The following is a 12,909-nucleotide window of genomic DNA, read 5'->3' as shown; positions in this document are numbered from 1 at the left end:
TGAAGGTCGACGGCGAGGTGGGCAACAAGGAGGCCTACGACCCGCGTGCCTGGGGCAAGGTGGCCGAGACGGCCATGGCCGCTCGCGTCGTCGAGGCGACACAGCAGCTCGGTTCGGCTGGTCACTCCATCAGCCTCTGATCCGCATCGAGAAACGCCCCCGGAGCTCACGTCTCCGGGGGCGTTTCTCGTCGGTATCCGGCGCCGCGATGTGCGGTGCCGCGCCGCGCTGAAGGCGGGTGCGGTCGCTGCGATCAGGCAGGGTCGACGTACGCGTCGAGCAGTCCCGGAGCACCGTCGGGCACGTGGATCACCCGGATGGGATCGCCCGCGCGGACGGAGCCCGTACGCACGACGCGCAGGTAGGGACCGAGCCGCCGTTCTGCCGAGAACCGCCGCACCCAGCCGCGTTCCGCCGACCGGTCGACGGTGCGCACCCAGCGGGCGAAGGTCTGGCACGGTGTCCGCGGCATCGTCACCTCGACGACGGCCGTCTCCCCGATCCGCCACTGCTCGCCGATACGGGCACGATTGACGTCGAGCCCCTCGACACGGAGGTTCTCGCCGAACCATCCGGGCGGGAGAGGCGCCCGCAGCTGCGTCTCCCAGAACTCGGCGTCCTCCTGCGCGTACGCATACAGAGCCTTGTCCAGGCCACCATGGTGCTTCCGATTCGCCTGCACATCGGCATACGCGCCGTAGCGTCCGAGGCGCACCGCCCCGTCGACCGCGGCCTTATCGATCGCTGTCACACCGAGTGATCCGGCGTCAGGGCGCAGCGCCCGTACGACGCAGACGGCGAGAAGGCGCCCCGTGTCGCTCATCGGGCGAAGTGGGTGACGATTGCAGGGTCGCCGAGCAGCGGCACCGTCAGGCACACCGTGGCGAGGATGAAGGTCACGATCGCCCCGGCGAGGGGAATCCACCATGACAGGCGACGCGCACGCAGCGACACCCACGACAGCAACGCGGTGAGCATCCACCCGCCGATGAAGACGAAGGCGCCGATACGACCCCACAGCTCGCCCTGCGCCGTGTTGGTGAAGGTCGCGTCGATGCCGGCCACCTGCATCCAGGTCTGTGCGAACCCGGAGAAGTCCCACAGCTGCGGCACCGCGCTGACGACGGTCACGAGACCGTACACGAGAAGGGCGAACGTGATGATGCGGTCCGCGGCGCGCGTCGGGCGCGCGGCAGCCGTCGTGGCGGGCGCGGTGGGCGGGTGCGCGCGGCTCGGCACCGTGTGCGGCAGCGCCGGATGCGGCGAGACGGAAGCCGTCTCGGGCTGCTGGATGCGCGCCCGCTGCTCCTCCGGGCTCGCATACTCGCCGTACTGCGGACGCGGGCGCGGCGTCTGCGCGTGCGTCGACGATCCGGTCGGGTCGGTCATCCGCGCGACCGCCCGCCCAGTGCACGGTCGTCCCGACGTCCACTCGCATCCTGGCGGAGCTCCTTGGGAAGCGAGAACATCAGATCCTCCTCCGCCGTCCGCACCTGCTCGACGTCGGCATAGCCGGCGCCCGCGAGGTCGGCCAGCACCTCTTGCACGAGCACCTCGGGCACCGAGGCGCCGCTGGTGACGCCCACCGTCTCGACGCCGTCGAGCCAGTCCTGCTGGATCTCGTGGGCGTAGTCGACGCGGTAGGCCGCCTTCGCCCCGTACTCCAGCGCCACCTCGACGAGTCGGACCGAGTTGGAGGAGTTCGCCGAACCGACGACGATGACGAGGTCGGCATCCTTGGCGACCTTCTTGATGGCGACCTGGCGGTTCTGCGTGGCGTAGCAGATGTCGTCCGACGGCGGATCCTGAAGCTCGGGAAAACGCTCGCGCAGACGGCGAACCGTCTCCATGGTCTCGTCGACCGAGAGCGTCGTCTGCGACAGCCAGACGACCTTCGCCGGATCTTTCACGACGACCCGATCGGCTTCCTCGGGCGAGTTGACGACGGTGACGTGGTCGGGGGCCTCTCCTGCCGTTCCCTCGACCTCTTCATGGCCGTCGTGGCCGATGAGCAGGATCTCGAAGTCGTCGCGGGCGAAGCGCACCGCCTCGCGGTGCACCTTCGTCACGAGGGGACAGGTGGCGTCGATGGCCTGAAGGCCCCGATCGGATGCCGTGTTCACGACAGCGGGCGAGACGCCGTGCGCGCTGAAGACGACGTGGGCGCCTTCGGGCACCTCGTCGACCTCCTCGACGAAGACGGCCCCCTTCGCCTCGAGCTCGGTGACGACGTGGATGTTGTGCACGATCTGCTTGCGCACGTAGACGGGCGCGCCGTAGCGCTCCAGCGCCTTCTCGACCGCGATCACTGCGCGGTCGACGCCGGCGCAGTACCCTCGCGGCGAGGCGAGGAGCACCCGCTTGTGTCCGGGGACCGGGTTATCCTGAAGCCGTCCGAGCGGGCCTGGAACATGGGGCGTCGGAAGACGGATGGCTGTGCTGCTCACCCCTTGATTCTAGGGAGAGCGGGCTGAGTGAGGGCCGCATGCGCGCGGCGGAAAGGCATCGATGGCATCGTTCGCGTCCGCTCCCGGGCACGTCCCTCCCCCCGATGCTGTCGCACCGCGAGAGTCGCGCGCGGACGCACCGACGTCGGTCTCGCGTCTGAACGAGACCATCCGCGGGTTCGTCTCGACGTGGGGATCCGTCTGGGTCGAGGGTGAGATCACCGCATGGAACCTTCGCGGCGGACACGTCTTCGGGCGTTTGAAGGACGCGAACGGCGACGCGATGCTCTCGTTCCGTCTGTGGTCATCCACCCTGCAGCGCCTGCCCGACGACCTCAAGGTCGGCGACCTCGTGGTGGCGTGCGTGAAGAGCGACTTCTTCGTGAAGACCGGGGACTTCACCTTCACCGTCTCCGCGATGCGCCACACGGGCCTCGGCGATCAGCTCGAGCGGCTCGAGAAGCTCCGCGGGCAGCTCCGGGCGGAGGGGCTGTTCGACCCCGCCCGCAAGAAGCGCCTCCCCTTCCTCCCGCAGCTCGTCGGCCTCATCACCGGTGAGCGCAGCGACGCCGAGAAGGATGTTCACCGCAACGCCGAACTGCGCTGGCCGGGCGTCCGCTTCCGCACGATCCATGCCGCCGTCCAGGGCGAGCGCTGCGTTCCCGAAACGATCGCGGCGCTCACGGCGCTCGACGCCGACCCGGAGGTCGACGTGATCATCATCGCCCGCGGCGGCGGCGATCCGCAGACCCTGCTCGGCTTCAGCGATGAACGCCTGGTGCGTGCGGTGGCCGCGGCATCCACGCCGGTCGTCTCCGCGATCGGCCACGAGAACGACCATCCGCTGCTCGACGACGTCGCGGACGTACGGGCGTCGACACCGACGGATGCCGCCAAGCGCGTCGTCCCCGACGTCGCGGAGCAGCGCGCGCTCGTCAACCAGCTGCGCTCGCGCGCGCGCACCCGTCTGACGCAGCGGGTCGGGCACGATATCGCCCAGCTCGAACAGCTGCGCTCGCGTCCCGTGCTGCGGACGCCCGAGTCGCTGCTCACGCCCCGCACCCACGAGCTCTGGACCCTCGTCTCGCGCGGCCGCGACATCGTGCACCGACGGATGGATGCCGCGGAACGCACGACGGCGCAGCTGCGCGCGTCCCTGCGCGCCCTCTCCCCCGGTGCGACGCTCGAACGTGGCTACGCCATCGCGCATCTGGAGGCCGGCGTCATCGTCCGCGACGCTCGTCAGGTACCGGCCGGCACCGCGGTGACGGTCACCGTCGCCGACGGCTCGTTCACCGCCCGATCGGAGGGCCCACTCGCAGAAGACGTCGGCGGGGCGCCCTAGAATGGACGCCATGACCAGCGACACGGCCACCGACGTCGCCGATCTGTCGTTCGAGCAGGCCCGGGACGAACTCGTCCGCGTCGTGGCCGAACTCGAGCAGGGTGCCCCGACCCTCGAGCAGTCGCTCGCCCTCTGGACCCGGGGCGAGGCTCTCGCTGCGCGGTGCGAGGAGTGGCTGCTCGGCGCGAAGCGGCTTCTCGATGCCGCCCGTCCCGCGGACGCGGACTCGTGATGGCATCGGCTCCTCGCATCGTCGCGGAACTCGGCCGTCCCGAGACACCCGCCGAGACCGCCGACCGCAAGGCGGCCGCGTCGCGGGCCTACCGCCAGAGCAAGACCTTCCGCAACCTGGTGGCTGCCCTCCTCGTCACGATGGCCGTCGTCGCCGTGGTCTACTTCGGCGTGCCCCGCGGTTCGCTTCCCGACCCCGAGGAAGCGGACGTGGCCGCAGCCGCGCAGAGCGCGTCGGCATCCATCGGCCATCCCCTCCTGGTTCCTGTCGTCCCCGAGAACTGGCGCGCCAACTCGGCGCGACTGGAGGGCTCGATGTGGCGCGTCGTGTATGCACCGCCGAGCGGCTACGTGCGCGTGGCACAGGGCGTCGACGCCGACGCCGGATGGGCGACGAAGGTGCTGGGCGGGTTCGCGCCCTCCGGCAGCGTCACCATCGACGGGATCGCCTGGGACGAGTACACGATCCCTGCCGCCGCCCGCACCGACACGGTCTCGTACGCCATCTCGACGAGTGCCGGCTCCGACACGGTGCTGATCTACGGGGCGACCGACGCCGCAACGGCCGCCGTCGCGGCGTCGGGCGTCACCGATCAGATTCTGACCATGCGCGAGGAGAAGAGATGAACGCAACCGTCCGCCCCACCCCTTCGCTCGTCTGGGAGGAGATGCTCGAGGGCAACGCCCGTTTCGTCGCAGGTGAGCCGCGCCATCCGCGACAGGACGTCGAGCGGCGCAACGAGCTCGCTGCCGCCCAGACCCCGCGGGCCGCGCTGTTCGGCTGTGCGGATTCACGCCTGGCGGCGGAGATCATCTTCGATCAGGGCCTCGGCGACCTGTTCGTCGTCCGTAACGCCGGCCAGGTCGCCTCGGACTCCGCGGTGGCCAGCCTGGAGTATGCCGTCGCGGCGCTGGATGTCTCGCTCATCATCGTGCTCGCACACGACGCGTGCGGTGCCGTGCGCGCCGCGATCGACTCCACCGCACTCGGCTCCCCCGAACTCCCCCCGCACATCTGGCGCCTGATCGCGCGCATCGTGCCGGCGGCACGCACCGTGCTCCGCGATGCCGGCGGCGAGGTCGACCCGCGGGAGCTGGACGCCGAAGACGTCGGACGGGAGCACCTCAAGAACACGGTCGACGACCTGCTCTCCTCGTCGCGGCTCATCGCCGACGCCGTCGCCGAGGGCCGACTGGGCATCGTGGGCGCGAACTACCGGCTGAGCGAGGGCACGGCGGTGCCGCACGTCGCCGTAGGCCTCCAGACGGCCTGAGCCGGGCGCCCGGCCGACACCACAACCGAAGACGCACAGGAAACGAGGACGTGACCGCAATGACCGAGACCACCGAGTACCGCATCGAACACGACACGATGGGCGAGGTGCGCGTGCCGAAGGACGCTCTCTACGCCGCACAGACCCAGCGCGCCGTGGAGAACTTCCCGATCTCGGGCACCGGGCTGGAGTCGACGCAGATCGCCGCGCTTGCGCGCATCAAGAAGGCCGCGGCGCTGGCCAACAAGGAACTTGGAACCCTTGATGGCGCGATCGCCGATGCGATCGCGGCTGCCGCCGACGACGTCATCACCGGTCGATACGACGCCCACTTCCCCGTGGACACATACCAGACGGGATCGGGCACCTCGTCGAACATGAACATGAACGAGGTACTCGCCTCACTCGCGACGCAGAAGCTCGGCGCGCCGGTGCATCCGAACGATCACGTCAATGCATCGCAGTCGTCCAACGACGTCTTCCCGACCTCCGTCCACATCGCCGTCACACAGGCGCTCATCGACGACCTCATCCCCGCCCTCGACCACCTCGCTGTCGCCCTGGAGGCGAAGGCGCTCCTGTGGAAGGACGCCGTGAAGTCGGGCCGCACGCACCTCATGGATGCGACTCCCGTGACCCTCGGGCAGGAGTTCGGGGGGTATGCGCGCCAGATCCGCCTCGGCATCGAGCGGGTGCGTGCCGTGCTTCCCCGCGTGGGCGAGGTGCCGTTGGGCGGCACGGCCGTCGGCACCGGCATCAACACACCACTCGGCTTCCCGCAGAAGGTCATCGCGCTCCTGGCCGAAGAGACCGAACTTCCCATCACCGAAGCGCACGACCACTTCGAGGCGCAGGCCAACCGCGACGGCCTGGTCGAGGCATCCGGCGCCCTGCGCACGATCGCGGTCTCGCTGACGAAGATCAATAACGACCTGCGATGGATGGGATCGGGCCCCAACACCGGCCTCGGCGAGTTGCACATCCCCGACCTGCAGCCCGGGTCCTCGATCATGCCCGGCAAGGTGAACCCGGTCGTCCCCGAGGCGACCCTCATGGTGTGCGCGCGCGTGATCGGCAACGACGCGACGGTGGCCTGGGCGGGCGCATCCGGCTCGTTCGAGCTGAACGTCGCGATCCCGGTCATGGGCACGGCCCTGCTGGAGTCGATCCGCCTGCTGTCGAACGCGATGCGCGTGCTGGCCGACAAGACGGTCGACGGTCTGGAAGCGAACCTCGAGCGCGCCGCCGCCTTCGCCGGGATGTCGCCGTCGATCGTGACCCCGCTCAACAAGCTCATCGGCTACGAAGCGGCGGCGAAGATCGCCAAGCACGCCGTCGCCAAGGGCATCACGGTGCGCGAGGCTGTGATCGACCTCGGCTACGTCGAAAGAGGAGAGCTGACCGAGGAGCAACTCGACACGAAGCTCGACCTTCTGTCGATGACGCACCCCGGCTGATCGCCTGCTCCCCCTGTCGGGTTCATAATCAGAGGGTGAATCGCGCCGTCCGCCCTCCCCGTGCGGCAAGGCGCGCACGCGGGCTCGGCGTCGTCCTGGCCGTGGTCGCGGCGGGATTCGGACTGACGGCGGTCGCGCTGCTCTCGGTCCACGCCGCGACCGGCGCGCCGACCACCTGGGTCTCGGTCGTCGTCTTCGCCGCTGCAGCGGCTCTGACACTCGCGGTGACGGCACTGGTGGGCTGGCTGCTCCTGGACGAGAGACGCCAGACGCCAGAGCTGCCTGACGGCCTCGAGAGCCCCGATGCTCTCTTCGACGCCCAGCGCCGGCTCCTGGACGACGTGCGACACGAGTTGAAGACGCCGATCACGATCGTGCGCGGACACCTGGAGCTCATGGATGCCGCCGACCCCTCCGACGTCGCGGCGACGCGTGCGCTCGGCATCGCCGAACTCGATCGCATGACGCGCTTGATCGGCGACATCGACCTGCTGGCCGCCGTCGAAAGCGACAGCTTCACAATGGGAGATGTCGATCTGGACGCGCTGACCCGACGCGTCGCGGAGCTGGTCGCCGTCATCGCGGACCACGACTGGGGGGTCGAGCAACGCGCAGCAGGGATCATCCACGGCGACCGTGATCGCCTCCTGCAGGCGTGGCTGCAACTGGCCGACAACGCGGCGAAGTACACCCCCGCCGGCTCGGCGATCGAGATCGGCAGCGCCGTGCATCCCTCCGGAGCTCAGCTGTGGGTGCGCGATCACGGCCCGGGAATCGCGCCCGCCGTCCGCCACCGCATCTTCCGTCGCTTCGACCGCGGCACGGGCAAGCGGTCGGTCGGCGGATCGGGCCTCGGCCTCGCCATCGTCGACGCGATCGCGAAGGCCCACGGCGGTCACTGCACCGTGGCCGACACGCCGGGTGGCGGTGCCACCTTCACCATCGAGATCCCCATCGGCACGCAGGCGACGCTGCCCACACCGGTGCGTGCGGGGGATGTCGTCCAACAACGGGAGGCCTCCGGATGACTCGCATCCTCATCGTCGACGACGAGCCGCATATCGTGTCGATGGTCACGCGCGCCCTGTCGGCCGAAGGGTATGAGACGACCGCCTGCGAGGACGGCGCCGCCGGGCTCGAACGCGCGTCGCGAGGCGACATCGACCTCGTGATCCTCGACGTCGGGCTGCCGGGCATGGACGGATTCGAGGTTCTCCGGCGCCTGCGCGGCGACGGGCAGTCCCTCCCGGTCATCATGCTGACGGCTCGCAGTTCGGCCCGCGACGCGGTGGACGGTCTGGATGCCGGGGCCAGCGACTACGTTCCGAAGCCGTTCTCCCTCGCGGAGCTGATGGCGCGCGTGCGCTCGCGTCTTCGGGAGCGCACGGGTGCCATCACGATGGTCCTCTCCCGCGGGGATGTGACGCTCGACTTGCTGGCGCGCCGCTGCACGGTGGCCGGTCACGACGTCGACCTCTCCGCGCGCGAGTTCGCACTCGCTGAGCAGTTCCTGCGGCACGCCGGTGAGGTTCTCACGCGTGAGACGCTGCTCAGCCGCATTTGGGGCCTCGACTTCGATCCGGGCTCGAACGTCGTGGACGTCTACGTGCGGTATCTGCGGGCAAAGCTCGGCGCCGACCACATCGCGACTGTCCGCGGCGAGGGCTACCGCTGGGAGTAGACCTCGCCGCGGACGGCGCGGGTACGGGCGGGCCGCGTCAGCTCAGCTCGCCCTGCTCCAGCAGATCGGTGACGAGCGCGGCGATGGCGGAACGCTCGGATCTCACGAGTGTCACGTGACCGAAGAGGCTGTGCCCCTTCAGCGTCTCGATCACGGAGGCGATGCCGTCGTGGCGGCCGACGCGGAGGTTGTCACGCTGGCCGACATCGTGGGTCAGCACGACGCGCGAGTTCTGTCCGATCCGACTGAGTACCGTGAGCAGCACGTTGCGTTCGAGCGACTGCGCCTCATCGACGATCACGAAAGCGTCGTGCAGAGAACGTCCGCGGATGTGCGTCAGCGGCAGCACCTCGAGCATCCCCCGCGCGACGACTTCCTCGAGGACGTTTCCGGAGACCACCGAGCCGAGGGTGTCGAAGACCGCCTGCCCCCACGGGTTCATCTTCTCAGACTGGTCGCCCGGCAGGTAGCCGAGCTCCTGGCCGCCGACGGCGAAGAGCGGGCGGAAGACGATGATCTTCTTCTGCTGCTGGCGCTCGAGGACGGCATCCAAGCCGGCGCAGAGGGCGAGGGCCGACTTCCCCGTTCCCGCACGTCCGCCGAGAGAGACGATCCCGACCTCGGGATCCATGAGCAGGTCGATCGCGATGCGCTGCTCGGCGCTGCGGCCGTGCAGCCCGAACACGTCCCGGTCGCCGCGGACGAGACGGAATGCGCCGTCTCCCGTGACCCGGCCGAGAGCCGACCCCCGCTCGGAGTGGATCACGAGTCCCGTGTTCACCGGGAAGCCGCGCACCTCGTCGCTGGTCGCGACCTCCGCCTCGTAGAGGTCACTCATGTCGTCGCCGGAGATCGCGATGTCGGCGATGCCCGTCCACCCGCTGTCGACGGCCTGCTCCGCGAGATACTCCTCGGCGTGGATGCCGAGGGAGGCGGCCTTGACGCGCATCGGGAGGTCCTTGGAGACGACCGTGACCTGCTGACCGTCGGCAGCGAGGTGCATGGCGACGGAGAGGATCCGCGTGTCGTTGTCGCCGAGGCGCATGCCGGCGGGCAGAACGGAGGAATCGGTGTTGGTCAGCTCGACACGCAGCGTTCCCCCCTCCCCGACGGGGACGGCGAAGTCCAGTCGACCGTGCTCGACACGCAGCTCGTCGAGGTGGCGCAGAGCCTGCCGGGCGAAGTAGCCGATCTCCGGGTCGTGCCGCTTGCCTTCGAGCTCCGTGATCACCACCACGGGGACGACGACGGAATGCTCCGCGAACCGGAAGAACGCGCGCGGATCGCTCAGGAGCACGGAGGTGTCGAGGACGTAGGTCCGCAGATCGGTGTCCGCGGCCCCCTCGACGCTCTCATCGATCCGGCGTTGCTGCAGTGAAGCCCGTGTGGTCACAACTCACTCCCGCCCCGGGTGGAGCACCCGGCAGTTTCGAGTCGACCGTGGCCACGAGTCGTGTGGAGGCCGACCCGACCGGGCGCCTTGCCCGATGTGATGACCGTACGGCCGGCGATGCTGGCGCGCCAGCCGCGACACGCCGCCGGTCGATGACGGGGACGTTAACGTGTGATGTCGTCGGCGGACGCAGCCTCGACGGCCTCCGCGGGGGGTGCGACGACCTCGAGCGAGATCGGCGCGTCATCCGCAGAACCGGGCTCGGACAGCGCGAGCGCCGCGGGAGCGGGGTCGATGATGACGCGGCTGGCGGCGACCTCGGCCAGCGCGTCGCCGAGCAGGACGAAGCTGTCGGCGCCCGTTCCCACGTGCGGCGCGACCCGGATCGTGGTGCCGCGGGCGGTGACGGTGACGCCCTGATTGGCGAGAGCTGCGGCCAGCGGCGCCGCCTCGTGAGGTGCAGGCTGCAGCGCCACAATGCCCGCGTGCCGGTCGCGCGGGGTGAGGACGGGGACCCCGTAGCGATCGGCGAGCTCCATCACGGCCCGTGCGCGTGCGCGCAGCTCGGCGGCGATGGCGGGAATGCCCGCGTCGACCACTTCGCGCAACGCCGCCGCGAGGCGACCGGCAGCGAGGTGGTCGGTCGGGGCGACCTGGTATGCGGCCGCTGTCGGCAGCGGCGCCGGCACACCCACGCTGGTCGCGTCGCCCTGCATGCCGGAAATCCCTGACAGCACCGGCTCGATCCGTTCGCGCGCCCGATCGGAGAACCTCGCGAAGCCGGTGCCCCGGCCGGCCCGAAGCCACTTGTATCCGTTGCCGCAGACGACATCGGCCGCATCCCAGTCGGCGTCGACGACGCCGAAGCCCTGAACGGCATCGACGATCAGCAGGCGGTCGCCGATCCGCTCACGAATCTCCCGCACGTCGGCGACAGCGCCCGTGCGGAAATCGACCAGGCTGACGGCGACGGCGGTGACATCGTCATCGAGCGCCTCCGCCACGGCATCCGCCGTGACGATCCCGGCGACGGGCTCGATCTCGCGAACCGAGAGCACACCGCGAGCGTCCTGCGCGCGGCGTGCCGTCACCCGCAGGGCGGGAAACTCCTGAGCCGAGACGATGACCGTGCCACGAAGCCCCTGCATCGCGTGCTGCAGTCCGTGGGTCGTCGACGGCTGCAACACGACCTCGTCGACGGCGCATCCGAGAACCTGTGCGACCAGCCCGCGCGCCTCGTCGGATCTCTCCGACACCAGATCGATGCCCGAACGGCGCCCGCTGCCGAGAAGCTCCGCGTCGGCCAGGGTCTCGGCTCGAACCGCCGGCGAGAGCGGTCCGAATGCCGCCCAGTCCAGATACCCCGCTGCGCTGTCGAAGGTATCGAGGTAGGGCTGCAGGTCGTTCACGTCGCCCATTGTCCCACGCCGAGTCGTTGGGGGACGGATCGCGTGGCCCCCGTCAGCTGCCGTAGCGGCGATCGCGCGTGGCGTAGTCGCGGATCGCGCGGAGGAAGTCGACCTCGCGCAGATCCGGCCCGAGCGCTTCGACGAAGTAGAACTCGGAATGCGCCGACTGCCAGAGCAGGAAGTCGCTGAGACGCTGCTCGCCGGAGGTACGGATCACCAGATCGGGATCGGCCTGCCCTCCGGTGTACAGATGCTCGCCGATCTGCTCCGGGGTGAGGCTGGCGGCGAGCTCTTCGAGCGAGCCGCCGCGCTCGTCGTGCTGCGCGATGATGCTGCGAACGGCGTCGACGATCTCGCTTCGTCCGCCGTAGCCGACCGCGAGGTTCACGTGCAGGCCCGTGTTTCCGGCCGTCCGCTCCTCCGCCGTCCGTAACACGCGGGCCAGGTCCGGTGGCAGCATCTCCGCACGACCCACGTGCTGCACGCGCCAGCCGGGCTCGAGCGAGAGTTCGTCGGCGAGCTCGGCGATGATCTCGATGAGATCGGCGAGCTCCTGCGAGTCGCGCTTGGTGAGGTTGTCGGTGGACAGCAGGTAGAGCGAGACCACACGGATGCCGAGATCGTCGCACCAGCGCAGGAACTCGTGCATCTTCGCGGCTCCGGCACGGTGTCCGTGCGCGACCGTCGTGAAGCCGGCCTGACGCGCCCAGCGACGATTGCCGTCGATCATCATCGCGACGTGGTGGGGAACGGTGTCGGGGGTCAACTCGCGACGCAGGCGCGAACTGTAGAGGCGATAGAGGAATCCACGCCCCTCGCCCGAACCGGTGGGTGTCACGTTCCTACGCTACCGCGCGAGCCCCTGCCCCGACCGCACACAGGATACGTGCGGAAGACGGCATGAGGCTGCGCGTAGGCTCGGTGCCGTGACCCGACACGCATCCGCCGAGGGCGCCGACATGCCCCAGCTCCCGCTTCTCGAAGCCGGCTCCGTCCGTGCACAAGTCGAGCTGAAGCCCACGTGGCGTGGCTGGATCCACGCCGGAACATTCCCGGTCGCCGTGGCCGCCGGGGTCCTGCTCATCGTCTTCGCTCAGGGTGCGGCCGCGAAGTGGGCAGCGGTCGTCTTCATGGTGACCTCGCTCCTCCTGTTCGGCAACTCCGCGCTGTATCACCGGTTCACCTGGGAGCCGACGACCAAGGCGGTGCTCAAGCGCATCGACCACGCCAACATCCTGCTGCTGATCGCGGGCACCTACACGCCGATCGCCGTGCTGGCGCTGACGCCCGACAAGGGCACCCTCCTGCTCGTGCTGGTCTGGTCGGGCGCGATCCTCGGCATCCTGTTCCGCGTCTTCTGGATCAACGCCCCGCGGTGGCTCTACGTGGCGCTCTACCTTCTGCTGGGGTGGGCAGCGGTGATGTACATCGTCGACCTGCTGCAGGCGAACCTCGCGATGATGGTCCTCGTCATCGTCGGCGGGTTGCTGTACACCGGCGGAGCGATCGTCTACGCGCTGAAGAAGCCGAACCCGTGGCCGGGCCACTTCGGGTTCCACGAGATCTTCCACGTGTGCACCGTGCTGGCTTTCCTTTGCCATTGGACGGCGTGTCTGCTGATCGCGCTGAACCCGCTCGTGCCCTCTCTGGGCGCCGCGGGCTGAGCCGGCGC

General features: G+C 69.6%; 14 protein-coding genes and 1 pseudogene. 9 read left to right on the top strand and 6 right to left on the bottom strand.

The annotated features are described in order from the left end of the window. Positions 1–140 (top strand): annotated as a pseudogene (locus tag BGN98_RS14495) (class II fructose-bisphosphate aldolase); the annotation flags it as partial. A 113-nt stretch (positions 141–253) separates the two neighbouring features. Here the strand turns inward: BGN98_RS14495 and BGN98_RS14490 are convergent. The 3 genes from BGN98_RS14490 to BGN98_RS14480 are packed head-to-tail and all read right to left on the bottom strand — an operon-like array spanning position 254 to position 2,447. After that, entirely contained in the window at positions 254–823 is a 570-nt protein-coding gene (locus tag BGN98_RS14490; protein ID WP_036318399.1) for an MOSC domain-containing protein, read from the bottom strand. Continuing rightward, complete coding sequence (locus BGN98_RS14485) at positions 820–1,389, bottom strand: DUF6264 family protein (protein WP_288121770.1); 570 nt, start codon at positions 1,387–1,389, stop codon at positions 820–822. Before BGN98_RS14485 ends, BGN98_RS14490 begins: the two co-directional genes overlap by 4 nt. Further along, the gene (locus BGN98_RS14480) at positions 1,386–2,447 is read right to left on the bottom strand and encodes a 4-hydroxy-3-methylbut-2-enyl diphosphate reductase (RefSeq protein ID WP_288121769.1); all 1,062 of its coding nucleotides are present in this window, start codon (positions 2,445–2,447) and stop codon (positions 1,386–1,388) included. The genes BGN98_RS14485 and BGN98_RS14480 overlap by 4 nt, the downstream gene beginning before the upstream one ends. A 61-nt stretch (positions 2,448–2,508) precedes the next feature. Between BGN98_RS14480 and xseA the strand changes: the two genes are divergently transcribed. Genes xseA through BGN98_RS14445 form a run of 7 tightly spaced genes read left to right on the top strand, consistent with a single transcriptional unit; the run spans position 2,509 to position 8,435 of the window. Next, entirely contained in the window at positions 2,509–3,792 is a 1,284-nt protein-coding gene (xseA, locus tag BGN98_RS14475) for an exodeoxyribonuclease VII large subunit (RefSeq protein ID WP_288121768.1), read from the top strand. 1 nt (position 3,793) lies between these two features. Further along, the gene (locus tag BGN98_RS14470; RefSeq protein ID WP_005052590.1) at positions 3,794–4,024 is read left to right on the top strand and encodes an exodeoxyribonuclease VII small subunit; all 231 of its coding nucleotides are present in this window, start codon (positions 3,794–3,796) and stop codon (positions 4,022–4,024) included. Then, entirely contained in the window at positions 4,024–4,650 is a 627-nt protein-coding gene (locus BGN98_RS14465; protein ID WP_288121767.1) for a DUF4245 family protein, read from the top strand. Before BGN98_RS14470 ends, BGN98_RS14465 begins: the two co-directional genes overlap by 1 nt. Beyond that, positions 4,647–5,297 (top strand): carbonic anhydrase, encoded by a 651-nt coding sequence (locus BGN98_RS14460; RefSeq protein ID WP_288121766.1) that lies wholly within the window; start codon positions 4,647–4,649, stop codon positions 5,295–5,297. Before BGN98_RS14465 ends, BGN98_RS14460 begins: the two co-directional genes overlap by 4 nt. 59 nt (positions 5,298–5,356) lie before the next feature. Then, the gene (locus BGN98_RS14455; RefSeq protein ID WP_039412314.1) at positions 5,357–6,754 is read left to right on the top strand and encodes a class II fumarate hydratase; all 1,398 of its coding nucleotides are present in this window, start codon (positions 5,357–5,359) and stop codon (positions 6,752–6,754) included. A 35-nt stretch (positions 6,755–6,789) separates the two neighbouring features. After that, the gene (locus BGN98_RS14450) at positions 6,790–7,782 is read left to right on the top strand and encodes a sensor histidine kinase (RefSeq protein ID WP_288121765.1); all 993 of its coding nucleotides are present in this window, start codon (positions 6,790–6,792) and stop codon (positions 7,780–7,782) included. Further along, a complete protein-coding gene (locus BGN98_RS14445; protein ID WP_005052579.1) occupies positions 7,779–8,435 on the top strand; it encodes a response regulator transcription factor in 657 nt (218 codons plus the stop codon). Before BGN98_RS14450 ends, BGN98_RS14445 begins: the two co-directional genes overlap by 4 nt. 37 nt (positions 8,436–8,472) lie before the next feature. Here the strand turns inward: BGN98_RS14445 and phoH2 are convergent, their stop codons facing one another. From phoH2 to BGN98_RS14430, 3 genes are all read right to left on the bottom strand, one after another. Further along, positions 8,473–9,828 carry an RNA 5'-3' helicase PhoH2 gene (phoH2, locus tag BGN98_RS14440; RefSeq protein WP_204947376.1) on the bottom strand — a complete coding sequence of 452 codons (1,356 nt, stop codon included), beginning with the start codon at positions 9,826–9,828 and terminating at the stop codon, positions 8,473–8,475. A 164-nt stretch (positions 9,829–9,992) separates the two neighbouring features. After that, positions 9,993–11,246: an aminotransferase class V-fold PLP-dependent enzyme gene (locus BGN98_RS14435; RefSeq protein WP_288121764.1), complete on the bottom strand. Its 1,254-nt coding sequence runs from the start codon at positions 11,244–11,246 to the stop codon at positions 9,993–9,995. Positions 11,247–11,289: 43 nt separating this feature from the next. Then, entirely contained in the window at positions 11,290–12,075 is a 786-nt protein-coding gene (locus tag BGN98_RS14430) for an isoprenyl transferase (protein WP_005052573.1), read from the bottom strand. Between the two features lie 121 nt (positions 12,076–12,196). Between BGN98_RS14430 and trhA the strand changes: the two genes are divergently transcribed. Beyond that, entirely contained in the window at positions 12,197–12,901 is a 705-nt protein-coding gene (gene trhA, locus BGN98_RS14425; protein WP_288121773.1) for a PAQR family membrane homeostasis protein TrhA, read from the top strand. The last annotated feature ends 8 nt before the right edge of the window (positions 12,902–12,909 follow it).

The sequence above is a fragment of the Microbacterium sp. 69-7 genome (genome assembly GCF_001897985.1).
Taxonomy (GTDB): domain Bacteria; phylum Actinomycetota; class Actinomycetes; order Actinomycetales; family Microbacteriaceae; genus Microbacterium; species Microbacterium laevaniformans.
This window is presented reverse-complemented; position numbering and strand designations above follow the sequence as displayed.

Coding starts and splice junctions, on each gene's coding strand:
- BGN98_RS14455 (WP_039412314.1), top strand. CDS start 5,357: ATGACCGAGACCACCGAGTACCGCATCGAACACGACACGATGGGCGAG.
- xseA (WP_288121768.1), top strand. CDS start 2,509: ATGGCATCGTTCGCGTCCGCTCCCGGGCACGTCCCTCCCCCCGATGCT.
- BGN98_RS14470 (WP_005052590.1), top strand. CDS start 3,794: ATGGACGCCATGACCAGCGACACGGCCACCGACGTCGCCGATCTGTCG.
- BGN98_RS14445 (WP_005052579.1), top strand. CDS start 7,779: ATGACTCGCATCCTCATCGTCGACGACGAGCCGCATATCGTGTCGATG.
- BGN98_RS14435 (WP_288121764.1), bottom strand. CDS start 11,246: ATGGGCGACGTGAACGACCTGCAGCCCTACCTCGATACCTTCGACAGC.
- BGN98_RS14490 (WP_036318399.1), bottom strand. CDS start 823: ATGAGCGACACGGGGCGCCTTCTCGCCGTCTGCGTCGTACGGGCGCTG.
- BGN98_RS14485 (WP_288121770.1), bottom strand. CDS start 1,389: ATGACCGACCCGACCGGATCGTCGACGCACGCGCAGACGCCGCGCCCG.
- BGN98_RS14465 (WP_288121767.1), top strand. CDS start 4,024: ATGGCATCGGCTCCTCGCATCGTCGCGGAACTCGGCCGTCCCGAGACA.
- trhA (WP_288121773.1), top strand. CDS start 12,197: ATGCCCCAGCTCCCGCTTCTCGAAGCCGGCTCCGTCCGTGCACAAGTC.
- BGN98_RS14460 (WP_288121766.1), top strand. CDS start 4,647: ATGAACGCAACCGTCCGCCCCACCCCTTCGCTCGTCTGGGAGGAGATG.